Genomic DNA, 23,438 nt, shown 5'->3' with positions numbered 1-23,438 from the left:
AAATGTTTGTTACAACTTCAAAATATTTTCAGGAAGTTTTGACTCATCCACAGCCTCTTCCATAAATCGCTGGAAAGGTTTTTCGCGGTCGAACAGGTAGCGGTAGGTGTGATGAGTTTTCGTATGGACAGCTCCGGTATTTATATAGAGGGAGATCATTTTGGGATTGAAGTCACCTACCCAGGAGAGTTCAAACTCTTTATATTGCGGCTTACGGGCCATTACATCTCTCAACTGGAAAAAAATACCCGATTCCACCCCTGAATTCTGAAACTTCGGGATGACACCCGCCACCGTCCCCCTGGCCCGTGTAATGGAATGGGTTCTTTTATAATAGAGAAATTTCAGCTTGTTGACCAGGTGCAGCTTTCCGTTCAGGCGCCTGAAAATCTGGTTGGCATCGGGAAGAAACATAAAAAAGGCGATAGGCTCCTCCCCGTGGTAGGCATACCAGATCATTTCCGGGTCCATGATTATTTTTACCTTCCTCAATTCATCGTAGAGAGAGGCCGGATCCAGGGGAGTATAATCCTTTCTGAGTTTGCTCCATGCCTGGTTGTAGATATAGACCGTATCGTCTACGAACTTAGCCGTCTTATCTGGTTCATAGTGCTTGTAAGTGAAGCCTTTTCGCTTGTTGACCCACTCGGCAATCTTCCAGAAGCGTTCCGGGAAGGGTTTTACGATGTCGAGGTGAAAGGACAGTTGCCTGTAGTAGAGCTGGAAGCCATAGCTTTCAAACAACTCCCTGTAGTAAGGCAGGTTATAGGTCATACCCAGTCCCTGGGGGATAAATCCCTGGACCAGGCAGCCCCAGTTGGTATCGTTTTCCCCGAAATTGATGGGCCCGGTCATGGCTTCATAGCCATTCTTCTGCAACCATTCCCTGGCCGTATCAAAGAGTAGAAAAGCCACCTGCCTGTCGTCGATGGATTCAAAAAAACCACAGCCACCGCTGCGCACATAGTCGGCCTCGTCCTTATGGGTGTCGTAGAATGCAGCTATGCGGCCAAGCGTTTCGCCCCGGTCGTTTCGTACAATCCAGCGGACCGCGTCGCCGTGCCTGAAGTAAGGGTTTACCTTCCGGTCGAAGGCGCATTTGATTTCGCTGTCAAACTGCACCACATGATTAGGGTCGTTGCGGTACAGTTTCCTGGGGAAATCCAGGAAACACTTCTCTTCCTTTTTGCTTTCAACAGATACAATATGCATGAGTAAAGGGGTCTTTTTTACAAATTGAACCAATCGCTCATCATCTCATCTTCGGGCTTGCGCTGAAGGTGACTTAAGTGGATAAACTCGTTTTTGTTTGTCAGATACTTATACTCCCCGGCCCATTCGAGGTGGTGCAGGCTTACCTCCCTGATGGCATAGAGTACCTGGTGCACCTCCTCATTGGTCATGGTGGGATGCAGCGACCATCTGACCCATCCGGGTTTTTCCGAAAGATCGCCATGATTGATCTTCTCGGTGATCTCCTGTGACTTATCATAGGTCACTTCCAGCAGGAAGTGCCCATAGGTGCCGGCACAGGCACAGCCCCCCCTGGTCTGGATGCCGAAGCGGTCATTCAGCAATTTCACAAAAAGATTAAAATGGATATCGGGGTGGTAGAAGGAGATCACTCCCAGCCGGTCGTCCACGTTATTGGCCAGAATCCGGATTCCATCAATCTGCCGGAGCCCGGGCAGTGCAATCTTCAGCAGCTCCTCTTCGCGCCTCATGATATTCTCCACACCCATCTCGTTTTTCAGCTGGATGGCCAGGGCCGCTTTGATGGATTGCAGGAAACCGGGAGTGCCGCCATCCTCGCGGACCTCGATGTCATCCACATACTTGTATTTCCCCCATGGATTGGTCCAGTCGACCGTGCCTCCCCCGGGGTTGTCAGGAACTTCGGCCGTATACATGGCCTTGTCGAAGATCAGAACACCCGATGATCCGGGTCCCCCCAGAAACTTATGGGGAGAGAAGAAGATGGCATCCAGTTTCTCCATGGGATCCTCCGGGTGCATATTTATATCCATATAAGGCGCGCTGGCTGCAAAATCTATTAATACAAGCCCTCCATAGGTATGCATCAGCTTGGCCATCTGATGATAAGGAGTTATAACACCGGTTACATTGGAGCAGGCCGTGAAGGAACCGATCTTAAACTTGCGATCCTTATAGAGCTCCAGCTTCGCTTTCAGATCGTCCAGGTCGACCCTCAGGTGCCTGTCCGGTTCGATCATGACCACATCGGCAATGGTTTCGAACCAGGAGGTGTGGTTCGAATGGTGCTCCATATGGGTAAGGAACACCACCGGCCGGTCCCCTTTTTTGACACAATCATGATTGCTTCCCCCGCACCCTTTCAGACTCAGGATACGCATCAATTTGTTGATCACCGCGGTCATCCCGTAGCCGGCAGTAATGATTATGTCGTTAGGACCGGCATTCACATGCTCCTTGATCAACTGGTGGGAGCGGTGGTAAGCTTTGGTCATCAGGGTTCCTGTCAGGGTAGTTTCCGTATGCGTATTGGCCACGTAGGGCCCGAATTGGGTCTGCAGTTTCTGTTCAATGGGTTCGTAGAGCCTGCCACTGGCAATCCAGTCGCCATAGAGAATTCTTTTTGTTCCGTAGGGAGACTCAAAGGTGGCATCGTTCCCGATGATCTTATCCCTGAAGGGTTCAAAATATTTTTCCAGCTTACTCACTCATTTTTTTTTAATCTCTGCCTGCGAACCGGGATAACAGCCTGAGGAACTCAATATAGAGCCAGATCAGGGTGACCATCAGTCCGAAGGCCCCGTACCACTCCATATATTTTGGAGCTCCCATCTGAGAGCCCTTCTCGATGAAATCGAAATCCAGGATCAGGTTCAGGGCGGCAATTACGATAATGACCAGGTTAATCAGAATGCCCATAGTTCCGGACGAGTGCATGAAACCCACCGGCATGCCAAACATTCCCAGAATCCAGCTGATCAGATAGGCAAAGAAAACGGCCCCTGTGGCCATCATCACCCCGCGTCTGAATCTGGGTGTGGCCCGGATCCGTCCCGAGCGGTATAAAAAAAGCATGGTAAACAGGGTGCCTATGGTCAGCAAGACAGCCTGGAAGGCCACGCCGGGGTACCTGGAATTTATTACGGCGCTGATGGAACCCAGGAAGAGTCCTTCCAGGATGGCATAGATCGGTGCCGTGACGGCCGATGATTGCGGCCTGAAAATGGTAACCAGGGCCATGATAAATCCGCCAATGGCTCCAACCATGGCCAGCGTTCCTGCCCTGCCCGGATCGGCTCCCATCACCATGTTCCAGGTATAGGCTGCCGCTGCGATAAGCATAAGCAGCATTAATCCGATTTTATTGATGGTTCCGTTTATGGTCATGGTACTGCTGCCGGCGGCTGCAATACCCGCTTTCTCGAAAATCTTTCCTGTCATCGCAGGATTGGATGACCTCATTGCTCTCATCTTCTTCTAATTTGCGTCAAATATATAGGTTTTTATCAAATGGTAGGGAGTCAAAAGACATGCCATTGCGCAGCCAAAGTCAAATACTGACAGAATTGCAGTTAAATTTCTATTTTTGATTATGAATCGGGCCTTTCGTACAATCTGGAACAGCGAGTTCTTCAGGAACGTGGCCACACTGATCTCCGGGACCACCCTGGCACAGGCATTTTCCGTGCTGATCTATATTGTTCTGAGCCGGATATATAGCGAGGAGGATTTCGGGGTATTCGGTCTCTATATGAATATCCTGAATATCACCGTGATCTTCTCCACCGCCAAGTATGAACTGGCCATTCTGCTTCCAAAAAGTGAGCGGGACTCTGTGAATCTGCTGGGACTTTCCGCTTTGATTTCTGTGCTTGTTTGCCTCCTCCTGCTCCTGATTGTGCTTTCCATGAATGGATGGATATGCAACTGGCTGGGCAGCGAAAAGATTTCGGTATGGCTCTATTTTATTCCGCCTTCCACCCTGATGGTGGGCTGGTTCACCGCTTTCCGTAATTTCTCCAACCGGCAGAAGCGTTATCGGCTGATCGCCGGGGCCAATATCGCACAGAGTTTCAGTAATTCGCTTCTGAAGCTTGGATTGGGAGTGATGATTGCCGGAGCAGCCGGCCTGATCTTTGGAGCGATTTTCGGACAAGTGGCGGGCTTCCTGGTTTTTTTCGCGGTACACTGGCGTTACAATGGATCAAAAGCGGGCTGGATCTCCTGGAAGGAGATGAAACGGCTGGGCAGGCAGTATATCCTCTTCCCGAAGTACAACATGTGGCAGGGACTGATCAACAATCTCTCCGGGGCCTTCCCGGTTTTCATCCTGAGCTCCTATTTTTCCACGGGCATGGCCGGAATATATACCTTCGGATATATGGTCCTCTACAGACCTGTGAACCTGGTGGCCAATGCTTTCTACCAGGTAATGTTCCGGCGCTTTGTGGAGAAGAAGCAAAAGCACAGCCCTTTGCATCCCGAAGTTATGCTCTTCCTGAAACGTACCACACAGTTTTTGCTGCTTCCCTTTATTGTATCGGGTATTTTTTTCCCGGAGATTTTCGGATTTATTTTCGGAGACAAGTGGGTAGAAGCAGGCCGGTATGCCCAGATCATTTTGCCCTGGATTTTTATGGTCAGTCTGGTCATGCCGCTCTCTTTTATTCCCGATCTCTATAATAAGCAGAGGGCGGCTATGACGATTGATGCAGTCAAACTGGTGGCCAGACTGGGAGGCCTGGCGGCAGGAGTGATCCTGGAAAATGTCTATATTGGTCTGGCCCTTTACAGCGGACTGAGCACCCTGATTATCGCTTACAGCCTCTTCTGGTATCTGAAGCTGGTGAAAACACCCCCGTCGGCCGAAGAGCGGCTTATACCTTTAGGAAAGAATGAGTAAGATAAGAAAAGCATGCAAAGCCCTCTGGTGGATACTCCGCAAACCGGTCCTATTAAACCGGGTATTGACGGATGAAAATACCTGGCAGGCTTATGTGGAGAAAAGATATAGTCTGTCCGGGGGACTTCCCATGGTGGAGATGGATGAACTGATTGGCGCGGCGATTTTCGAACTTGGTCCCATGACCTATCTCGATGGTGGTTCCCTGCCCACCGACCTGATGCTGCTCGCCGGATTGGCAGAGAGGATCGGGAATTGCACCTATTTTGAGATCGGGACCTGGCGGGGCGAAAGTGTGGCCACCCTTGCCTCCAGGGCGGCCAGCTGTTATACCTTATGCCTGAGCGAAAAGGAGATGTTGCAGAGGGGGATGCATTCTTCTGCCATTGCCTCCCACATGCTCTTTTCAAAAGGACTTAAGAATGTTACCCATCTGCGCGGCGATTCCCTCAGCTTCGATTTTGCAAAGCTTAACAGGAAATTCGACCTGATATTCATTGACGGGGACCATCATTATGAGAATATCAAAAGCGATACGATCCAGGTCTTCAGACACCTGGTCCATGAGAAGAGCATCGTGGTCTGGCATGACTATGGCTTTCACCCCGACCGGGTGCGCTTTGAGGTGCTGGCAGCCATCCTCGACGGGGTGGGAAAAGAACGGGCAGCCAGGGTATATCATGTGGGACATACCAAATCGGCTGTCTTTACAGGAGAGTGCCTGCCGTCGCGGCCGGCAGAATTCAACAGGGTGCCCGGCGAGTTTTATAAAACAGTAATCTCCCGGCATATCCTGAAGGAATCGCAAACCTGATCTTTTGAAAATATGAAAAATGAAAAGCGCATCCTGATCATCCCTTCCTGGTACCCGCCCGACGGAGGTTATTTTTTCAAGGAACACAGCGAGGCCATCCGGAAGACGGGCTGGCAGGTGGATGTGCTGGTCACCCGTCTGGCAGGTATCCGGAAGCTGTTCCAGACCGGCCGGACGGCCTTTCGCCCTTACCGGGTAGAGGAGGAAGATGGCTTGCGGGTGGTGCGCTCCACCTACCTGAAGGTACCGGGTAATGAAAGGTATAACATTGCCGGATGGGCCCGGCAAACCGTCAGGATCTACCGGAAATATGTGGAACAGTTCGGGAAGCCGGACCTTATTCTGGCGCACAGCGTGACCTGGGCCGGATTCGCGGCTTACCTGCTGAACCGCGAACAGGGGGTTCCCTATCTGGTTGTGGAGCACCGGAGCTTTTTTGTGTGGAGCACTGAAGAGGCGCGGCAGATGGTGAAGGCCTTTTATGTTCCACTGTTTGAGAGGGCATATGGCCACTGCAACAAGCTGGTCCTGGTCTCCGGCAGCCTGAGAGCGGGGATAGAGGCCCTGGTCGCCCCTGTCCTGGAAAAAACCATGGTGATTCCCAATATGATTCGTGAGGACCTCTTTCTTCCCCCGCCGGAGCCCCGTACCACAAATCCCTGTGTATTTCTCTGGGCCGGCCGGCTGGAGTTTGTGAAGGGGTTGGACCTGCTCCTGGAGGCTGTAAAATTACTGGCCGATCAAGGCGGTCAGAATTTCCTGGTCCGGCTGGCTGGGAGAGGCTCCCTGAGAGAGGAGCTGGAGCGGCAGGCCGTCGAACTTGGAATTAGCGAACGGGTCCGCTTTCTGGGCAGGCTGAACCGGGAGGAGATGCAGAAGGAGATGAGGGAGGCCAGCTGTTTTGTACTTCCCTCCCGCTACGAAGCATTCGGGGTGGTGCTGATCGAAGCCATGGCCACCGGGCTTCCGGTGATCGCTACCCGGTCGGGCGGTCCGGATTCCATGGTCAACCCGGAGAATGGCCTGCTGATTAAACCCGGGGATGCGGGTGAACTGGCCGGGGCCATGCAGGGAATGATGGTAAATATCCGCAATTATTCTGCCGGGAAAATCAGGCAGCAAACCCTTGATATATATGGAGAAAAGGTGGTAATGGCACAGTACAACCGGCTCTTTCTTCAAGTGCTCGGGGAATAATTTCCCGGAATAGAATACCGGAATAAAAAAATTTGTAAATTTGCACACCCAAATGGTGGATGTAGCTCAGTAGGTTAGAGCGCTGGATTGTGGTTCCAGAGGTCGCCGGTTCGAACCCGGTCTTCCACCCGACAAGAGAAACCGCCCAGCGAGAGCCCGGCGGTTTTTTTGTTGGATAAGGCCGGTCCGGCCAGAATATTAAATAAAGAAATCTACAGAAAAGATATAAAAAGCATTCAGGGTGCCTTCTCCGATGATTATTCCGCTAAGGCATTTCCAGTAAGGGATGTTCAGGGTACTGCTCACATAAATGATCAGGTCGGTAGGCACCACGGGGAAAAAACTCCAGCCGGCGATAATGGGCAGTTCCTTTTTGCTCAGGGCCTTTTTCACCTTTTCTATTTTTGCCGGGTATTTAGCCTCCAGCCAGTGGTCGAGCCGGAGATACTGAGTGAAGTAGTAAACAACCAGCGATGAAGTGATTATTCCAATGAGATTTATAAAGTAGGCTTCCAGGGGAGGAAACATAAGGACCCCTGCCACGGCAAAAGGAGTGGACGGAATAAAGGTCAGGCCAATAAAAGTGAGAATAAGCAGATAAAGGCTCAATACAAGCACCCGGTGATCGCTTACATATTTTTTCAGAAAAGTGATATCAAAAAGATCCCGGTTAAAAAAAAAGAGAATAAGACTTACAGCAACAACAGCCATCCACAGGAACAAGGTTTTTCGCCGGACCTTTATTTTATTCTTCATGGCACAAAAATAGCATTCTTAACGGGAGCCGGAGCTCAGCGCCTGCTTTCGGCTTCTGAATTTGACCAATTTTATAATTGTATATGTACTTCTTTTGCTAACTTTGGCACGCGCAAGTTTCTCTGCCTGATCGTTGCCATGGAAAAATACAGTGATCAACATATTATCAATTCTATCCGGAAACGGGAGGATGTTGCCTTTGTATATCTCCAGGCTAAGTTCCAGGAAAGCATTCGCATCATGGTCATGGAGATGGGAGGAAGCCAGGAGGATGCCAGGGATGTATTCAGTGAAGGCCTGATCGCACTGATTCGCCTGGTGGACCGGGAAGATTTTGAATTGACCTGTAAGCTGGGAACCCTGGTCTATGCCTTGTGCAAGATAACCTGGAAGCAGCACCTGGAGAAGCAGGTCGCCGTGCGTAATTATCATTTGCGGAAGCTGGATAATACACCGGAATGGGATTTTTCAGAAGAAGCCGACCTGCAGTTATACCAGGAGATTTTCTGGGAAAGCTTTCAGCAGCTGGACACAGTCTGTCAGGATATTCTGGGGGGATACCTGAAAGATTATTCGCCACGGGAAATTTCAGAAAAGCTGGGATTTAGCTATGGCTATGTGCGAAAACGGAAAAGCATGTGCCATGATTTTCTGATGAAGATGATCCAGAACCATCCCACATTCAAAAAAATCAGGCAGATCGAACTAACTCTGGATATGGATTAATATACTCGGACGCTATGGATCGGAAAATGGATAGAAACAGGAGCCTGGCAGATTATATCTACAATGATCTGAGCCCGGAACAGACCGTGGAGATGGAGATGGAAATCGCGGTTGATCCTGAACTACGGGAATCTTATGAGCTCCACAGGCAGGTGAAGGAGTATTTGCAGACAAAACTACAACTGGAGGAGATGAGATCGGATCCCCGGCTGGAAGATGTGGAGAAACTGGCAGATCTGGCATTTGCATCTGAATCCCGTGAACCATCTGAACGGATGCTGGAGCCCGCCGGAAAAAAGATCAGGTTCAGGAGAATCACAGCTGCAGCAGCCATTGCGGCAACAGTTGCGCTTTTATTCACCTTTGGGATCCTGCCCCCGGGAGTTGATCAGGATCGCCTGTTCGACCGGTATTATGCACCCCTTGAGGCTTCTGATTTTACGCAGCGTGGTGAATCGGGCGAAATGTTCCGGGAAGTTGCCCTGGGGATCAACCATTACCTGGACGGGAATTATCAACAATCCATCGACCAGCTTGACGGACTGGCCTCAGACCCGGCCTTAGAATCCGAGGTCAGCTTCTTCTCGGCTCTTTCCTGCCTGGGACTTGGGCAGTACGAGCAGGCACAAAGTCTGCTGGCACCCCTGGTGGACAGTCAAATAAGATATCAGGCAGAGAGTCTGTGGTATCTGAGTCTCTGCTGTCTGAAAACCGGGGAGTACGAAAAGACCGGCTCACTACTGGGGCAGCTGGAAAGATACGATGGGATGTATAAACAAGACGCTCAGGGCCTCCGGAAGAAACTTCGCCGTTTTAAATAAAACAAGTAGAGAAGAACAAGCAGGACGGATCCCGGGATGATGGATATACTCCTGCGGAGGTTCAGCGGGGCATTGTCGCCGCTTATCTGGAAGGCCGCCCAGTAGTATGGATGGGTATAGAAAGGCGGCTGCCCGAGCATATACTGTCTCTTCACATTGGAAAGGGCCCTGCTTTTCGAGCGGCCTTTTTTTAATTCCCGGTAATAGGCTATCATGATTTCCCTGCTTTTTACATCATCCACGGGCCAGAGGGTATGGACCACCGATGCTGCACCGGCCTGCAAAAAGCTTCTGGACAGGCTCATAATGCCTTCCCCGCTTTTTAAGGGTCCCCCTGCTGTTTCACAACTGCTCAGGACCACCATGGGAGCCGAGAGCTTCAGGGCATTTATATCATAGTCGTGCATCCGGTTTCCCAGCAGGGGATCCGCGACCGTATCCAGGATGAAATAGGGCGACTTCCCTGTAATCTCGGTTGCCAGGGAGTGCATGGCCAGGTGAAGGATGGAGCTCTCCTGCAGTAAAGCTGCAAGCTCCGGCTTACTGATTATTTGTTGGACACAGCGGCCCTGAACCAGCTTCAGGATATCCCCGACCTCCTGTTCAGCTCCGCTCAGCTTTCCATAGGCGCGTACCGGCGACCCGGCCTGTTCAGGGATCCAGGCAGTTACCCGGGGGAAACGCCAGTCCCGGGGGCGCTTATGTGCAATCAGCTGTGAATTATAGATATAGGAAATGTTATAATCCTGCAGGAGATAAGAAATCCCGGCGTAGTTGGCAATACTGTCCGGGTCCGGACGGGTGATCAATGCGTCAAAAGGAATATAGGAGAGGGTTTCATCAGGGACAATCAGCAGATTCCGGCCCCTGAAAAATGACTCCACAGGCTCTACAAGTTCCTGATAGGCTCCGTACAGGGCAAGCTTCAGACTGTCAAACCGTTCCCTGCTTTCATTGTAAGGTACGAAAAGGTGCAGCTTATCCATGATGGTTTCCAGGTTTTCCCTGAAAGCAGAATCCAGAGTGGACTGGTAGTATTGGCATCCCTGCCTGCTTACTACAAAAATGAATAACTGCTCCCTGTCTGCTGAATCAGCAGCTCCGATAAAGTATTCTACCAGGGATTCGCCGTGCTTCATGCTTCTGCGGATCTGTTCCAGGGAGAAATCCTGCATATCTGGCTCGAACTGGCCAATCTGGGGAAGATCCCTGCGAAGCTGTTCCATATGTCTGTTAAAGGAATCCCTGGTTTGAAAGAGCTGGTCCTGCCAGTTTACCAGCTGGACAGAGTCCGGATTCATATCCATGATGTGCGACTGGATCAGGTTTGAGAGATAGTCAATCTGTTGCCTGAGCTCAATGGCGCTTATGGCCATAGTATCCGACAGGCTTTCCAGATAGAGCCACTCCTTATTCTTCATTTCGAACATCAGCTCCCCGGACTTTCCTTTTGCAGCCATCAGAAAAGCCTCTTCGATAAATCTTTCTTGACCGCTTAGTCTGAACATCCGGAGGTTGAGGCGGATCCCGGCAGTAAAGAGATCTTTTTGCCGGGAGCTCATGAACATCCTGCTTTCAGATGAAAGGAAAGCGTTCCGGATCTGCTGAAGCACCTCCAGGGAGAGAAGATTGGTGGAAAGGGCAGCTTCTGTATACTTCCTCTTGTATTCGGTTGTTCCGGCACCGGCAGAGATCCTTTCCAGGGCCTCTGTTTTTGTAGCAAGGATCCTGAGCAGGGTCGGGTCATGACTGGCACTTCCGGGTTCCGGATTTGAAAACAAATCCTGTTCTTTAAACGATCCTGCAATGGAATGCAGTGCCAGCTGGAGATACTCCAGGGATTTTTCAAATTCGCACCGGTTCAGGAAATACCGGGCGATCGCTTCATAACAGGCCGCCGTCAGGGGGTGCCCGGGATCATAATTCTGCAAATAGTTCTGCAGTGCTTTTTGCAGGTATTCAAAGCCTTCCTCCGGCTTTCCCTGAGCGTTCAGGAACTGTCCGAAATGAAGATAAATATTGGCTAATTCAAAATAATCCGAGTCATATTCTGAGGTCCATTGCTCAATTCCTTTCAGATAGTTCTGATGGGCAAGTTCCGGATCTCCCAGGTTCAGATACACCCGGGCCAGATTAAAATAGACACTTCCCAGGTAGGAGTGCTTATACGTCTTTTTAATCTGCGCACATTCTTCCAGAACCTCCCGCGCCTCCTCATGCCTGCCCAAATGGTTTAAGACAATCCCGTTATTAAGCAGGAGAGCGGATAATTTGACATAAGAGATACTGTCCCAGGCTGGGACTGACCTCAACAGCCTTTCCGCCTCGTTATTATACTCCAGGGCATTGGTGTAATCACCAAGGTTATTATAGAGTAAGCCTTGATTGATATGGATGCTGATCCTGAGTTGTATAAACCTTGTGTCTGCCCCTTCAGTAAGGACTTCGGCAATCCGGTACTCCTCCAGGGCTTCCCTTAAGCGTCCCGTTTCAGAGTACACAAACCCCAGTCTGTTATGTACCAGGGCCATCTGGTAAACAGACAGGGTATGACCATACTTAAACAACTCTGCCAGATAGGATTCAGCCTGGGAAAAATCACCTGCATAAACAGACTTATAAGATTCTTCATAAAGGAACCTGGCCGAATCTGCCGCCTGCTGTCCGTATGCAGCGGCAAAACAGATATAGCCGAATACCAGGGAAACAATTGGCTTTCTCAATATTATCAGGTTTCACAGGGTAGGTAAAGGTATTTAAAATACAGCCCTGATAAAAGAGAAAGTCCGGATTGTTGCCCTGATCATGGCTATATTAATCCCAGGGATCACCGATGGAACCCTGGCCTCCGTCACCGTCACCACCGGTCAGGTAGTTCATTTTTTTGGTTTCGATCATTTCTTTGTGGAACTTCTGTACCAGTTCGTTTCTTGTTTGCATTTTCTTTTTCATGATCTTTTGTTTTTAAAGTGAATGATTAATTATTCAGAAGGGCAACGAAGTGTTACCCGGTTTTTGCAAAAAAGCCGGGAATAGAAAAAAAGACAGGTGGCGCGACTTCTGGAGGACGGCTTAGACCCATGCCAGTGCAACATCGGCCACCTGCCGACGGGAGATTCCAAATCTTCGCTATTCATTTTTATCCGGGCTAAAAGAATTAACAGGATACAGATTGTCCAGGTTGATCCCATCCTCCTCCTTTACCGGATCCCGGGCTTCAATGGTCCATCCGAAGATCGAATCTGTTCTTCCGTATTTCGACCACATCATGATCCGGCCCCGGTAATCCCAGCGCAGTACATGTGGGGCGTAGTCCGGATTGATCCGGCCTTTTTTCCAGACGGCTTCCTTTAACTCTCTGTCCCAGCAAATTTCTCTTAGTTTCATATTCTCTGTTCTCATGTTCAACGATCTGTATTTGAATTCAGATTTTCTTTCATAACTTTTTCAAGCAGATCATTTTTAAATCTTTTCAGATCCGGAGTGATCCATACGTCGCTGTTCATGTAGATCAAAACATCTTTATCTCTCCGGGAGAGAAAAACCAGGTTTTTCGTTCCGTATTTTTCGTGAAGGGCTCTCATATCTGTTTCTTTTTGCGTTTTATACGTTAATATACTTATTATCAGGCATATAATGAATTTACCCGGATTTATTTTTTTTATTTCATACCGTTTAATCAGAAAGGGCAGGAAATTGTTACCCGGTTTTGGCAACTTTTTTTCATTTTTTTTGATTTTTTTTTACGAGCCGCGTAAACAGGGGGGGGTAGATATAAAATATCCTTATATATAATTTGTGTATATATAATAATGTTATATATTTGTTTTTATGATAGCAAATGATTTGTTAAAAGGTACTTTGAGAACCATTGTTTTAAAGTTGTTGGCCGACAACGGACGGATGTACGGGTATGAGATTACCAAGCGGGTGGAAGAGCTATCCACCGGTAAGATCAAACTTACATTCGGTGCACTCTATCCGGTTTTACATAAACTGGAGGCTGACGGACATATCGCCATCGAAAAGGAGTATATCGGCAGGCGGGTCCGGAAGTATTACACTCTCACCGATAAAGGGCGTACCTGGTCGGAGCAGAAGGTGGATGAATTTTTTGATTTTGTAAATACATTGTCCTTCGTGCTTAAACCGGGTCCTGCCTGAAATGATTGTAGAGATTATTAACGACAATTATGAACGCATCCGGGCCGATCTGGTCAGACTCGGACTGACCTGCGAGAGGCTGATGGATGACCTGCTGGACCATGTCTGCTGTTTGGTGGAGGAGAAAATGGATGAAGGAAAGGACTTTGAATCCTCCTACTCCCAGGTACTCGACTCCATTGGCGAAAAGCAGCTCGCACTGATCCAGCACCAGACCTTGCTAAACCTTGACAAAAAACATCAACGTATGAAAAATTTCACGTACATCTTCGGATTAAGCTCAGCGATCCTGACTATAGTGGGATCCCTTTTTAAGCGAATGCACTGGCCCGGGGCCGGTATTTTGATTACAGTGGGTATGCTACTGATCGTATTTGTCTTCCTTCCACTTTATTTTATTACCAACCACAAGGAACAACTGGAAAAGAAGAACCCGGTCTATGCCATTGTGGGTTACCTGACCATCGCCCTGTTGCTGGCCGGTGCTACCTTCAAGATCATGCACTGGCCGGGAGCCGGCTGGCTGATTTATGCCAGCATAGGCTTCCTTCTGATTGGCTTTGTCCCCCTTTATGTGGTTAATGTTTTCCAGCGAAGCGGAAGCGAGAAGGTGAAACTGCCTTATATAGTGATGTTGCTCGTAGGCATCGCCTGTGTGATGCTGATGGGAAATGTCAATATGGGCAAAGAATTAATGGATATCTACCAGAACGAAGCGCTGGCCAATGAACAGCGGGTGGAGGATGTCCAGGAAGAAACAGCTGTATTGCTGGAGCTGGCCCGCGACAGTACCCGGGCGGATCAACTGGCCACCATCACGCAAATTCACGACCAGGCCAGGAATCTGCAGATTTTGATCCGGGAAATGCAGGAGGGAATGATGGCATTCGTGGGTCAACCGGGGGTGAGCATTAAGGAGATCAAGGGTAAAGACAACAAAAATGCCGGCAGAGAGGTCATCCTGGAAAGTGGTATGGGGCCAGACTTCATCCTGGAGTCCCGGAAATTCAGGGCCATGCTATATGAGGTGGTCAACGATCCGGTGACAAATACCCGGATTGAGGATCATATGGAATACATCAGTCTGCCCTTTGAGCATGAACACGGCAAAGGCGGTGTACTGGATTCCCCCCTGGTGAAAAACTATTACAAGAACACAGATGCGGCCAAGGGAATAGCCCTGGCCGAATATTCAGCCATTGCCTACCTGCTGCATCATTAAAAAAGGGGCCGGAAGGCCCCTTTTTACTAACCACTTAAACCTAAAAAGAAATTTTACTGTATCACCCGTTAGTGAAATGTAAAAGGACGTAAGATTTGTTTTCAGCTTATTTATATCATTTTATATGCCAAAAATCGTAACTGTTTAAAAAGCAGTCAGATAAGATTTTTTCTCCTCTCCGGCTTATTTAGAAAAGTGAACGCTTGCGGGAATGTATTGTACGTTTCCGGACGATTTTAGCACAACAGTTAAAGCGCAGATTTCAGCAGCGGACTAATTTTTCCTGGTCCAGATGGTTTTGCGGCCCAGCGCTTTGATTCCGGCCACGTAACCTTTGAGATACAGCTTGTTATTATTACCGTCCTCAAACCAGGCAAAACAGTCATAAGTTTTACCATTGTCCGGATCATAAATTGAGCCTTTTTCCCATTGTTTGGAATTGCTGTCGTATACAAAATTTTTTACTATTGACAGTCCCAGTAAGGGGCGTTTGGCCAGTTTGGGGTCGGAATTTTCTTTGTCCACTTTGGGCTTGCCATCCTCGTTAGGCTCCTCCAGCCAGGAGATTTTTCCAACATATTTTCCATCAGCTCCCTTGGTAATCTCAATGGTGGAGGTTTTCTCGTCATTGTACCAGGTCCCCTCTATTATGTTGGCCTGTGCATGCAGGAACAGAGGAACAAAGAGAATGGTCATGGCAGTTAGCAGTAACTTTTTCATAGGAATCGATTTGGTTTGAGCCTGAAAAAGTAGTAAAATCAAAGATCAGTAGCAACAGGAAGCCGAAAATTATCCATCAAGAAGTCTCCGTTTGCCTGGCGGACCACCACCCGGCTGCCGGATGGTTTTAGCAGCAGGTCATCCACGGAGATATATTTGCCCCTGATGCTAAGCTGGTAGCTTGTTCCCGCTTCCGGAATCAGGTTTTTGCCGACCCGGATCCACATTCCGTCCACATTATGGACCTCGCGGGAGTTCAGTTTCTCCTTGTTTATCAGCTTACCCTTTTCATCCCACTGCCATAGTTCCGGGGTGGGCATGTTATCGGTCCGGTGGTCCACATAAAGCCAGAGAGAGAGTTCCAGCTCTGAATCTGAAAAACGTTCGAACAGGTTCTCACGGAACAGTTCCATGGTCCCTTTCTTTAGATACTTTGCCCCGGATCCGGTAAAAACCTGCCCGGAGGGAAGCCCTTCAAAATCATCATAGATCACCTGCCGCGGGTCCGCACCGGTACAAAGCATCCCCGGATTCCGGAGGCTGTCCAGCAGGGGGGCAGCCAGCTCCACCCACTCCTTATAACCCTGGTTGAAAGCTTCGACGGGCAGGAGGGCCAGGGAGAAGCTGTTGCCCGACCAGATGTGTCTGGCTTTCTGAAGCAAAGCCGATTCCTGGTGGTTCAGTTCCTGGAGGCCGGTCACCAGGAGCAGGGGCTTCTGGTTCATATCCTTCACGCGCACTTTATAAATGCTGCTGTCGGCCAGCAGCTGAATGGAGCTCATGGCCTGGGAAAGGGAGATACGGGGAGAGAAACTCTGCACGATGGGGATGCCGGTCTGGTAGCTGCAGCTCATGGCTTCAGAAAAGGCAGACAATCCTCTTTCAAACTGCAGTTTATCTCCACAGGTGTTGGCAAAGGGCAGAAAAAAGATTCCTTGGAAATCATCACTGCTTTTCCCTGAAGCTTCCAGAACCTCCTTCAGGTCGACGGCACGGGTATTCAGCAAGTCATTCTGATTATAGATGGGACGGGTATTTTTATATATCCGGGAGGCGGCTTCCAGGCCCCAGTAAGAAAGGATAATCAGCAGGACTGCCAGGGCCTGTCGGCCGTAGCCCTTTCTCCGCAGCACTCTGTAGAGGTAGTACAGATAGGTGGCTGTAAATACAGTGCTAACGTAATAAAATATCCAGGAGAAGCGCCCCAGGCATCTGAACTGCTTGAGCAAGGGAAGCAGCTCGGTTAAAAAACCGAGGCCCCACTTAAAGGGGATACACATGGAGAAGAGCAGAACAATCACGGAGGCAGCCAGGTACAGGTTCAGTTTCTTGTTTGGAAAGAAGGAGCTCCAGGAGGGTCTATCCCGGCCGGCCAGCTGCAGGAAAATCAGGATCAGAAAGGAGAGAGCCAGCAGCGTGGCAGGTAAACCCACATAAGCCCGTCCCTCCCAGGTATATGTTATATCGACGATCCCGCTGCTCAACTCCCTGAGCATGGAGTCAGGAGGAAGAAAGATGCTGAAAATGCTGGAATGGAAGATGAAAAAACCCCAAGGATTATCGGGACGGTCGTCCACCCAGTCGGTCAGGTTCACTACCCCTTTTACAAGCAGAAGGGGCAGAATGGCAATCATCAGCAGATGCAGGCCTTCCGGAACATATTGTTTTAGTTTCCGGCGGTGGTTCCAGAGCTGGACGAGGAAGATGGCCAGGGGAAAGATAGCCAGGAAGGCGGCATAGTAGGCACTTGTAAAACCGCCTAGCAGCGCGGTAAGCAGCAGGAGCACGGTCCATCCGGCCTTCCTGCCGGCCTCCTGCCAGCGAATCAGAAGGTACCAGAACAGGGGTATAAAAAAGGCATAGACCATTTCAAAGTGGCCCCCGAGGCGGTCTACCTGCGGACTCAGAAAAAGAATGATCAGGGAGACCACAGCCGCATACCAGGGCGGCAGGGAAAATTTCCTCAATACCAGGAAGATAAATGGAATAGCCAGCCACAGGGAAAAAATCATACTCAGATTGAGGATGCCCACTCCATGATCCGAGAGGGGATCGTACACCCGGTCCAGAAATTTGATGACCTGGAGGTGGAGCGGATGGGAGTTGATGTATTGCAGATGATCTCCGTAAGGATAGTTGATTCCGTTGTGGTCGATCCCGGAATCATATTTCAGATAGTAGCTGAAATTATAATAACTTTTTACCGCATCGCCCGATCCGGAGAAAAGAAAGGAATCGGGATTTACCATCACCCTGCCGAAAAGTACAGCCAGGATGAGGAGCCCGCTGCCCAGAACCGCGAATAAGGCGATGGTACTTTTCTTCATAAATCAATCGGTTGCGTGACCGGAAATATAGCAAAATTTGGTTACTTTGAGGGATCTAAACAAGCCGGTCATACAGATGGAGAAAGTCTCTTTTGTGGTTCCCGTATTCAATGAGAAGGAGAATATTGAACCCCTCTGCCGGGCCATCAGTTCTGCCATGGACGCCACCTCATATCCCTATGAGATGATCCTGGTGAATGATGGAAGCGCTGACGATACCTGGGCCGAGATATCGAGGGTTGCAGGAGATTTCCGGAACCTGGTGGCCATCGATCTGATTACCAATTACGGCCAGAGTTCGGCACTTTCCGCGGGGATTGACCAGGCTGAGGGTGAACTGATTGTCCTGATGGACGGGGATATGCAGAATGATCCGGCCGATGTTCCCGGAATGATTGAAATCCTGAAAGAGAGAGATTGCGACGTGGTCTCCGGCGAACGGGTCCGGCGAAAAGACTCAGCCATTTTCAGGAGGATCCCCAGCAGGATAGCTAATTTTTTTATTCGCCTGATTACCGGGGTGAAGCTCAGGGATTACGGCTGTGCCCTGCGAGTGTTCCGAAGCGATATTGCCAGGAACCTGGGTCTCTACGGGGAACTGCATCGTTTTATTCCTGTACTGGCCGTGCTTCAGGGAGCGCGCATGGAACAGGTCCCGGTGACCCACCACAGAAGGCAGTTTGGGAAATCCAGTTACGGAATGAGGCGGACCTTCCGAGTGATAAGCGACCTTTTACTGATCGTGTTCTTTAAAAGATACCAGAACCGGCCCATCCATTTTTTCGGCACCCTGGGGATCCTCACCTTTGGAGCCGGGGCTGTGATAGATATCTACTTCCTGGTTCTTAAGTTTCTGGGAGAAGATATCTGGGGAAAACCACTGTTGCTGCTGGGATTTATGCTGACCATCGGCGGCATTCAGATCATCACCATCGGGATCATTTCGGAGATTCTGATGCGCACCTATTACGAGTCCCAGCATAAAAAGCCCTACAGGGTAAAACGAATCATTCTTCGTGAAGATTAAATTCCCGACAAAGCTTAAAGTCTTTTTAAAACTGACGCTTACCCTGGCTGCTCTCTGGTACGTGTTTGCAAAAATTGATCTGCAACAGGTTCTTGGAACCATGGCACACTCGAATTTTTTATATCTGGCCGGCGCCCTGTTGCTTTTTGTCCTGTCCAAAATGATTTCCTCATTCAGGCTCAACAAATACCTGGGCTCCATTGGAATTCATATTTCCGGACGGAGCAATATGAAACTTTATCTGCTGGGAATGTATTACAATCTTTTTTTACCCGGCGGGATTGGTGGGGACGGCTATAAGATCTATTTGTTGAACAGGAGCTACGATACGGCTGCCGGGAAGATATTCTGGGCCGTAATGATGGACCGGATCATCGGGGTGTTAGCGCTTTTTTGCATGGCGGTGCTTCTCTTCTGTTTTATTCCCGGCATGTCGGTCTATGCCTGGTATATCTGGATCCTTATTCCCCTCTCCCTTATGGTCGTCTACCTGATTTACAGGAAGTTCTTTCCTTACCTGCTTCCCGTATTCGGTCCCGCAAATTTACTTTCGCTGGCGGTTCAGCTGCTGCAGGCACTCTCGGCCTTACTGATCCTGCTTTCCCTGCATGTAAGCGATAAACCGGAGAGCTACCTCTTTGTGTTTCTGATTTCCTCCATGGTGGCGGTCCTGCCCCTGACCATCGGGGGGATTGGTTCCAGGGAATTTACCTTTATGCTGGGGGCTCAGTGGCTGGGACTGGATCTGAGCCTTTCCATTGCCCTGAGCCTGCTTTTCTACCTGATCACTGCCTTTACCTCTTTATGGGGCATTATTTACAGCATGGGCCCGGGCATAAAACTGGAAGGGCAGGGCCTTAATATCAGGCCCTGATATACGCTGTATAGCTGTGGGCATACTGGTTGCGGTCCCCGGCCGGAAGCTCCTCCGAGAATACGGCCTTCCATTCACTGAAATCTATTTCAGGGAAAAAAGTATCGGCATCAAATGATTCATGAACCCGGGTGAGATACAGTTTCCCGGCCACCGGCAGGAACTGCTCATATACCATTCCCCCGCCGATCACAAAACACTCTTCTTCTGTACCGGCCAGTTCAATAGCCTGCTCCATGGATCCTGCCATTTCACAGCCTTCGAAGGACTCCCCGGGCTGATCGGAGATCACAATATGTCTTCGCTCTGGAAGCGCTCCGTTGGGCAAAGAGAGAAAGGTATTGCGGCCCATGATCAGGGTATGGCCGGTGGTCAGTTTCTTAAAGCGCTTCAGGTCATCCGGCAGATGCCAGAGCAGTTTATTGTCCTTTCCAATGGCGCGGTTGCGGGCTATGGCTACAATGATGGAAATATTTTTCAGCTTTGTTGCTTCCATATTACACAGAGATGGCCCCCTTGATATGGGGATGGGGATCATAATTTTCCACGATAAAGTCTTCGAAGCGAAAATCAAATACCGAACGGATCTCCGGATTCAGTCTGACACCGGGCAGGGACCTGGGCTCCCGGCTCAGCTGCAGTTTTACCTGCTCCTCGTGGTTCAGGTAAATATGGGCATCACCCAGGGTATGAATAAATTCACCGGGCTCCAGCCCCGTAGCCTGTGCCATCATCATTAACAGGAAAGAGTAAGAGGCAATATTGAAGGGTACCCCCAGGAAAATATCCGCACTTCGCTGATAGAGCTGACAGGAGAGTTTCCCCCTGGCAACGTAGAACTGGAAGAGAATGTGACAGGGGGGGAGTGCCATTTTATCCAGCTCTCCCACGTTCCAGGCACTCACGACATGTCTCCTGGAATCGGGATTCTCACGGATCGATTCAAGCACGCGGGAAATCTGATCAATCTGGGTTCCGTCCGGTGCCGGCCAGCTTCTCCACTGGTAACCGTAAATGGGTCCCAGCTCCCCGTTTTCATCGGCCCATTCGTTCCAGATCCTGACTCCATGTTCGTTGAGGTAACGGGTATTCGTATGGCCTGCGAGGAACCACAGTAATTCATGAATGATCGATTTCAGATGGAGTTTTTTAGTGGTCATCAAGGGGAAACCATCCTGCAGGTCAAAGCGCATCTGGTAGCCAAAGGCAGAGATCGTGCCGGTTCCTGTACGGTCCTCCTTACGGGTTCCATGCTCCATCACATGTGCAAGTAAATCAAGATACTGCTTCATAAAATCCTTCTCTTCAATGGCAGGTAAAAGTACCCAAACAAGCCCGATTTCAAAAGAATAATTATCAACAGGATTAATCACTATATTAGCAGTTGATTATGTCTGTGAAAAACTGGATCCGTCCCCATTCCCTGCTGGTTCTGGCAGGAGTCATACTGATCGGACTACTGGTCTGGCGATTCTCCAGCATCGTGGCCTATATCCTGATTGCCTCGGTGCTCTCCCTGATTACCCGTCCCCTGGTCCGCCTGCTGGGCAGGATCCGCATCGGAACGTGGCAGCTGCCGGTCTTCATTCGGGCCCTGATCACCCTGCTGGTGATCTGGGGGGTCTTCTTCGGCTTTTTCAGAATCTTTATTCCCGTGGTGGCCAGCGAGGCCCAGGAATTGTCCAGTATCGATACCGGTCTGATTATAGAGGCTTTTGAGGGTCCTATTGAAAGATTCGGTATCTGGTACGAAAAAATGAATCTGGGCGGAGAGGGGGCCCTGACCCTGAGTGAGGGTTTGCAGGGTGGTCTGGCATCTGTCCTGAATATCGATGTCATCACCGATCTGATTGCCACCGTGGCCTCTGTTCTGGGCAACTTTGCCTGGGCCCTCTTTGCCATTTCTTTTATCACCTTTTTCCTCCTCAGGGAGGATAAGTTGATCAGTGGCTATATCGTAACGGTGGTTCCCGAAAAAAGTGTGGAATCCTTCCGCCATGCCCTGGAATCGGTCAAGCACCTGCTCAGGCGCTATTTTATAGGGATCCTGCTGCAGATGACCGGAATACTCACCATGATTACCCTGGGGATGACCCTGGTTGGGGTGGGGTTCAGGCACGGGCTCGTTATTGGCCTCATTGCTGCTGTACTAAATATTATTCCCTATCTGGGACCCTGGATAGGGGCTGCCCTGGGAATTATTCTGGGCGTGGCTACGCATCTGGAGATGGATATTACCACGCAACTGCTGCCCCTGGTGGGGTACATGACCCTGGTATTTGCCATCACCCAGCTTACCGATAACCTGGTTTTCCAGCCGCTTATTTTCGGAACCAGCGTTTATGCCCATCCCATTGAAATATTTATAGTGATTATGATGGCTGGCAGCCTGGCCGGAGTAGTGGGAATGATCCTGGCCATTCCAACATATACGGTGGTCAGGGTATTCGCCAAAGAATTTTTTAATAACTTTAGGGTGGTTCAGAAGCTGACCGAAAAGATATGACCCTAACCAGAATCATTGCCCCCGTTTGTCTGTGGGCCCTCCTTATCCCGGGCCTGTATGGACAGGAAGCAGAGCCTTCTGTTGAAAATATTCAACTTTCAGATAAACAGCTGATTATGCTGGACTCTATGCTTGCCGAAGCAGCAGGGGATCCCCTGGAGATTCCCAATGTGTTCACCCCCAACGGAGACCAGGTCAACGACTTTTTCGAGGTGGCCACCGATGGAAGCACCGTATATGAGTTCTCGGTGTTTACAAGAAACGGTGCCCGGATTTATCATACCCTCTCCACACGTATCTTCTGGGATGGAAACAGCCTGGATGGCAAAGCTTTGCAGGAGGGAATCTATTACTACGTGATCGAAGAAGAAGGAGGCAGTAATCCCTATGAAACAGCCGGGTTTATGCATCTTTTCCGTTAATCCTCGGAACCCACCCCAATTTTTTTACGGCCCATCCAAAAAGCAGGGTACTGAAGAATGAAAAGGATCCGTATACCACGGGCACCAGAGCCATATCATTGCTATTAAGCAGTGTGGCCGCCACAAATATGGCCAGGGCCGAGTTCTGAAGCCCTACTTCGATGGATATGGTAAACTGGTTGAGTACCCGCAGGCGGAAGATGCGGGCCACCAGAAAGCCTGATACCATGGCCAGGATATTCAGCAGCAGGGTGTGTGGAAAGATCTTCATAAAATCCGAGCGGGTGGCGGCACCGGTTCCCTGGTCGATGAATATAACGCCGGCATAAACAATCAGCAGGAGTATCGGGAGCACCAATCTCAGGGGTCTTTCCAGGCGGACGGAGAATTCCGGGTAGTTTTTCCTGATCCGGGTGCCTGCAAATGCGGGGAGGATCGTGATCAGGAAGACCTTCAGGATGGTTTCGCCCACCCGGAGGCGGATGGCAGCATCTTCCTGCACAAAGGCCTGCAGGGAGAAGTGGACCACCAGCGGAATGCTTATCAGGGTGATCAGGCTGTTGAGAGCGGTCATGGAAATGGAGAGAGCCACGTTTCCGCGCAGGAGATAGGTAATCAGGTTGGAGGTCGCCCCGCCCGGACAGGCTGCTATGATCATCAGTCCTACTTTAAAATATGGATCTATATGAATAGACCGTGCGATCAGCCAGGCGATAAGCGGAAGAAGAATCATCTGGCAACATAGCCCGATAACAACCGCTTTAGGTCGCACAAAAATATTCCGGAAATCCCTGTCGGTAAGTGAAAGTCCCATACCCAGAGTGATAATGGCCAGAGTGAAAGGCAGGAAATATCCGGAGAAAAGCGATTGCATGACCGAATATAGTTGAAAATTATTTATATGGAGTACAAATAGTGAATATCCCGGGCTGGAAAGATCTCAGATCAGATCCTAGTTGCTATTT

24 protein-coding genes and 1 tRNA gene are annotated in these 23,438 nt (G+C 49.7%); 12 read left to right on the top strand and 13 right to left on the bottom strand.

Annotated features, from left to right (window positions below; genetic code table 11):
* Positions 1-9 precede the first annotated feature (9 nt).
* From P1P86_07930 to P1P86_07920, 3 genes are read right to left on the bottom strand one after another with little or no spacing between them, the layout of a single operon-like run.
* Positions 10-1,212 carry a hypothetical protein gene (locus P1P86_07930; protein ID MDF1575102.1) on the bottom strand — a complete coding sequence of 401 codons (1,203 nt, stop codon included), beginning with the start codon at positions 1,210-1,212 and terminating at the stop codon, positions 10-12.
* A 17-nt stretch (positions 1,213-1,229) separates the two neighbouring features.
* On the bottom strand, positions 1,230-2,702 hold the full coding sequence (locus tag P1P86_07925; GenBank protein ID MDF1575101.1) for an aminotransferase class V-fold PLP-dependent enzyme: 1,473 nt from the start codon (positions 2,700-2,702) through the stop codon (positions 1,230-1,232).
* Positions 2,703-2,712: 10 nt separating this feature from the next.
* On the bottom strand, positions 2,713-3,465 hold the full coding sequence (locus tag P1P86_07920; protein ID MDF1575100.1) for a Bax inhibitor-1/YccA family protein: 753 nt from the start codon (positions 3,463-3,465) through the stop codon (positions 2,713-2,715).
* 121 nt (positions 3,466-3,586) lie between these two features.
* Between P1P86_07920 and P1P86_07915 the strand changes: the two genes are divergently transcribed.
* From P1P86_07915 to P1P86_07900, 4 genes are all read left to right on the top strand, one after another.
* Positions 3,587-4,897 carry a lipopolysaccharide biosynthesis protein gene (locus P1P86_07915; protein MDF1575099.1) on the top strand — a complete coding sequence of 437 codons (1,311 nt, stop codon included), beginning with the start codon at positions 3,587-3,589 and terminating at the stop codon, positions 4,895-4,897.
* Complete coding sequence (locus tag P1P86_07910; GenBank protein ID MDF1575098.1) at positions 4,890-5,711, top strand: class I SAM-dependent methyltransferase; 822 nt, start codon at positions 4,890-4,892, stop codon at positions 5,709-5,711. Before P1P86_07915 ends, P1P86_07910 begins: the two co-directional genes overlap by 8 nt.
* Before the next feature lie 12 nt (positions 5,712-5,723).
* Positions 5,724-6,908, top strand: coding sequence for a glycosyltransferase (locus P1P86_07905; GenBank protein ID MDF1575097.1), 1,185 nt, complete (start codon positions 5,724-5,726; stop codon positions 6,906-6,908).
* A gap of 54 nt (positions 6,909-6,962) precedes the next feature.
* Positions 6,963-7,038: transfer RNA gene (locus tag P1P86_07900), tRNA-His, on the top strand.
* 68 nt (positions 7,039-7,106) lie between these two features.
* Here the strand turns inward: P1P86_07900 and P1P86_07895 are convergent.
* Positions 7,107-7,664: a VTT domain-containing protein gene (locus P1P86_07895; protein ID MDF1575096.1), complete on the bottom strand. Its 558-nt coding sequence runs from the start codon at positions 7,662-7,664 to the stop codon at positions 7,107-7,109.
* Between the two features lie 138 nt (positions 7,665-7,802).
* On the opposite strand from P1P86_07895, the gene P1P86_07890 reads away from it, so the two are divergent.
* Together P1P86_07890 and P1P86_07885 are read left to right on the top strand one after the other, a co-directional pair.
* Positions 7,803-8,390, top strand: a complete 588-nt coding sequence (locus P1P86_07890) for a sigma-70 family RNA polymerase sigma factor (GenBank protein MDF1575095.1) — start codon at positions 7,803-7,805, stop codon at positions 8,388-8,390.
* Positions 8,391-8,404: 14 nt separating this feature from the next.
* Positions 8,405-9,211 carry a hypothetical protein gene (locus P1P86_07885; GenBank protein ID MDF1575094.1) on the top strand — a complete coding sequence of 269 codons (807 nt, stop codon included), beginning with the start codon at positions 8,405-8,407 and terminating at the stop codon, positions 9,209-9,211.
* Here the strand turns inward: P1P86_07885 and P1P86_07880 are convergent.
* The 4 genes from P1P86_07880 to P1P86_07865 all read right to left on the bottom strand — a co-directional run bounded on the left by P1P86_07880 (position 9,175) and on the right by P1P86_07865 (position 12,795).
* Positions 9,175-11,934 (bottom strand): CHAT domain-containing protein, encoded by a 2,760-nt coding sequence (locus tag P1P86_07880; GenBank protein ID MDF1575093.1) that lies wholly within the window; start codon positions 11,932-11,934, stop codon positions 9,175-9,177. The genes P1P86_07885 and P1P86_07880 overlap by 37 nt on opposite strands.
* Positions 11,935-12,025: 91 nt before the next feature.
* Positions 12,026-12,163 carry a hypothetical protein gene (locus tag P1P86_07875; GenBank protein ID MDF1575092.1) on the bottom strand — a complete coding sequence of 46 codons (138 nt, stop codon included), beginning with the start codon at positions 12,161-12,163 and terminating at the stop codon, positions 12,026-12,028.
* Positions 12,164-12,340: 177 nt separating this feature from the next.
* Positions 12,341-12,598, bottom strand: a complete 258-nt coding sequence (locus tag P1P86_07870) for a hypothetical protein (protein ID MDF1575091.1) — start codon at positions 12,596-12,598, stop codon at positions 12,341-12,343.
* 17 nt (positions 12,599-12,615) lie between these two features.
* Complete coding sequence (locus tag P1P86_07865) at positions 12,616-12,795, bottom strand: hypothetical protein (GenBank protein ID MDF1575090.1); 180 nt, start codon at positions 12,793-12,795, stop codon at positions 12,616-12,618.
* A gap of 247 nt (positions 12,796-13,042) precedes the next feature.
* Between P1P86_07865 and P1P86_07860 the strand changes: the two genes are divergently transcribed.
* Together P1P86_07860 and P1P86_07855 are read left to right on the top strand one after the other, a co-directional pair.
* Entirely contained in the window at positions 13,043-13,375 is a 333-nt protein-coding gene (locus P1P86_07860) for a PadR family transcriptional regulator (protein ID MDF1575089.1), read from the top strand.
* A gap of 1 nt (position 13,376) precedes the next feature.
* Positions 13,377-14,597, top strand: coding sequence for a hypothetical protein (locus P1P86_07855; protein ID MDF1575088.1), 1,221 nt, complete (start codon positions 13,377-13,379; stop codon positions 14,595-14,597).
* Positions 14,598-14,870: 273 nt separating this feature from the next.
* On the opposite strand, the gene P1P86_07850 is transcribed toward P1P86_07855, so the two are convergent.
* Positions 14,871-15,317, bottom strand: coding sequence for a DUF2147 domain-containing protein (locus P1P86_07850; protein ID MDF1575087.1), 447 nt, complete (start codon positions 15,315-15,317; stop codon positions 14,871-14,873).
* Positions 15,318-15,355: 38 nt separating this feature from the next.
* A complete protein-coding gene (locus tag P1P86_07845; protein ID MDF1575086.1) occupies positions 15,356-17,644 on the bottom strand; it encodes a hypothetical protein in 2,289 nt (762 codons plus the stop codon).
* Positions 17,645-17,690: 46 nt separating this feature from the next.
* On the opposite strand from P1P86_07845, the gene P1P86_07840 reads away from it, so the two are divergent.
* Positions 17,691-18,671: a glycosyltransferase family 2 protein gene (locus P1P86_07840; protein ID MDF1575085.1), complete on the top strand. Its 981-nt coding sequence runs from the start codon at positions 17,691-17,693 to the stop codon at positions 18,669-18,671.
* Complete coding sequence (locus P1P86_07835) at positions 18,661-19,545, top strand: lysylphosphatidylglycerol synthase transmembrane domain-containing protein (protein MDF1575084.1); 885 nt, start codon at positions 18,661-18,663, stop codon at positions 19,543-19,545. The genes P1P86_07840 and P1P86_07835 overlap by 11 nt, the downstream gene beginning before the upstream one ends.
* Here P1P86_07835 and P1P86_07830 read toward each other — a convergent pair.
* Positions 19,535-20,041, bottom strand: coding sequence for a dihydrofolate reductase (locus P1P86_07830; protein ID MDF1575083.1), 507 nt, complete (start codon positions 20,039-20,041; stop codon positions 19,535-19,537). The genes P1P86_07835 and P1P86_07830 overlap by 11 nt on opposite strands.
* Before the next feature lies 1 nt (position 20,042).
* The gene (locus P1P86_07825) at positions 20,043-20,837 is read right to left on the bottom strand and encodes a thymidylate synthase (protein MDF1575082.1); all 795 of its coding nucleotides are present in this window, start codon (positions 20,835-20,837) and stop codon (positions 20,043-20,045) included.
* A 98-nt stretch (positions 20,838-20,935) separates the two neighbouring features.
* Here P1P86_07825 and P1P86_07820 point away from each other — a divergent pair, with 98 nt between their 5' ends.
* On the top strand, positions 20,936-22,051 hold the full coding sequence (locus tag P1P86_07820) for an AI-2E family transporter (protein ID MDF1575081.1): 1,116 nt from the start codon (positions 20,936-20,938) through the stop codon (positions 22,049-22,051).
* Positions 22,048-22,473 (top strand): gliding motility-associated C-terminal domain-containing protein, encoded by a 426-nt coding sequence (locus P1P86_07815; GenBank protein MDF1575080.1) that lies wholly within the window; start codon positions 22,048-22,050, stop codon positions 22,471-22,473. The genes P1P86_07820 and P1P86_07815 overlap by 4 nt, the downstream gene beginning before the upstream one ends.
* Here the strand turns inward: P1P86_07815 and P1P86_07810 are convergent.
* Positions 22,454-23,347 (bottom strand): bile acid:sodium symporter family protein, encoded by an 894-nt coding sequence (locus tag P1P86_07810; protein ID MDF1575079.1) that lies wholly within the window; start codon positions 23,345-23,347, stop codon positions 22,454-22,456. The genes P1P86_07815 and P1P86_07810 overlap by 20 nt on opposite strands.
* Between the last annotated feature and the right edge of the window lie 91 nt (positions 23,348-23,438).

It is taken from the genome of Bacteroidales bacterium, assembly GCA_029210725.1.
Classification (GTDB): domain Bacteria; phylum Bacteroidota; class Bacteroidia; order Bacteroidales.
This window is presented reverse-complemented; position numbering and strand designations above follow the sequence as displayed.

Excerpts from the sequence above, each read along its gene's own strand:
- P1P86_07860 (MDF1575089.1), top strand. The coding sequence starts at position 13,043 with ATGATAGCAAATGATTTGTTAAAAGGTACTTTGAGAACCATTGTTTTA.
- P1P86_07885 (MDF1575094.1), top strand. The coding sequence starts at position 8,405 with ATGGATCGGAAAATGGATAGAAACAGGAGCCTGGCAGATTATATCTAC.
- P1P86_07825 (MDF1575082.1), bottom strand. The coding sequence starts at position 20,837 with ATGAAGCAGTATCTTGATTTACTTGCACATGTGATGGAGCATGGAACC.
- P1P86_07855 (MDF1575088.1), top strand. The coding sequence starts at position 13,377 with ATGATTGTAGAGATTATTAACGACAATTATGAACGCATCCGGGCCGAT.
- P1P86_07870 (MDF1575091.1), bottom strand. The coding sequence starts at position 12,598 with ATGAAACTAAGAGAAATTTGCTGGGACAGAGAGTTAAAGGAAGCCGTC.
- P1P86_07830 (MDF1575083.1), bottom strand. The coding sequence starts at position 20,041 with ATGGAAGCAACAAAGCTGAAAAATATTTCCATCATTGTAGCCATAGCC.
- P1P86_07815 (MDF1575080.1), top strand. The coding sequence starts at position 22,048 with ATGACCCTAACCAGAATCATTGCCCCCGTTTGTCTGTGGGCCCTCCTT.
- P1P86_07910 (MDF1575098.1), top strand. The coding sequence starts at position 4,890 with ATGAGTAAGATAAGAAAAGCATGCAAAGCCCTCTGGTGGATACTCCGC.
- P1P86_07920 (MDF1575100.1), bottom strand. The coding sequence starts at position 3,465 with ATGAGAGCAATGAGGTCATCCAATCCTGCGATGACAGGAAAGATTTTC.
- P1P86_07930 (MDF1575102.1), bottom strand. The coding sequence starts at position 1,212 with ATGCATATTGTATCTGTTGAAAGCAAAAAGGAAGAGAAGTGTTTCCTG.
- P1P86_07810 (MDF1575079.1), bottom strand. The coding sequence starts at position 23,347 with ATGCAATCGCTTTTCTCCGGATATTTCCTGCCTTTCACTCTGGCCATT.
- P1P86_07845 (MDF1575086.1), bottom strand. The coding sequence starts at position 17,644 with ATGAAGAAAAGTACCATCGCCTTATTCGCGGTTCTGGGCAGCGGGCTC.
- P1P86_07865 (MDF1575090.1), bottom strand. The coding sequence starts at position 12,795 with ATGAGAGCCCTTCACGAAAAATACGGAACGAAAAACCTGGTTTTTCTC.
- P1P86_07820 (MDF1575081.1), top strand. The coding sequence starts at position 20,936 with ATGTCTGTGAAAAACTGGATCCGTCCCCATTCCCTGCTGGTTCTGGCA.
- P1P86_07890 (MDF1575095.1), top strand. The coding sequence starts at position 7,803 with ATGGAAAAATACAGTGATCAACATATTATCAATTCTATCCGGAAACGG.
- P1P86_07850 (MDF1575087.1), bottom strand. The coding sequence starts at position 15,317 with ATGAAAAAGTTACTGCTAACTGCCATGACCATTCTCTTTGTTCCTCTG.
- P1P86_07875 (MDF1575092.1), bottom strand. The coding sequence starts at position 12,163 with ATGAAAAAGAAAATGCAAACAAGAAACGAACTGGTACAGAAGTTCCAC.
- P1P86_07905 (MDF1575097.1), top strand. The coding sequence starts at position 5,724 with ATGAAAAATGAAAAGCGCATCCTGATCATCCCTTCCTGGTACCCGCCC.
- P1P86_07895 (MDF1575096.1), bottom strand. The coding sequence starts at position 7,664 with ATGAAGAATAAAATAAAGGTCCGGCGAAAAACCTTGTTCCTGTGGATG.
- P1P86_07915 (MDF1575099.1), top strand. The coding sequence starts at position 3,587 with ATGAATCGGGCCTTTCGTACAATCTGGAACAGCGAGTTCTTCAGGAAC.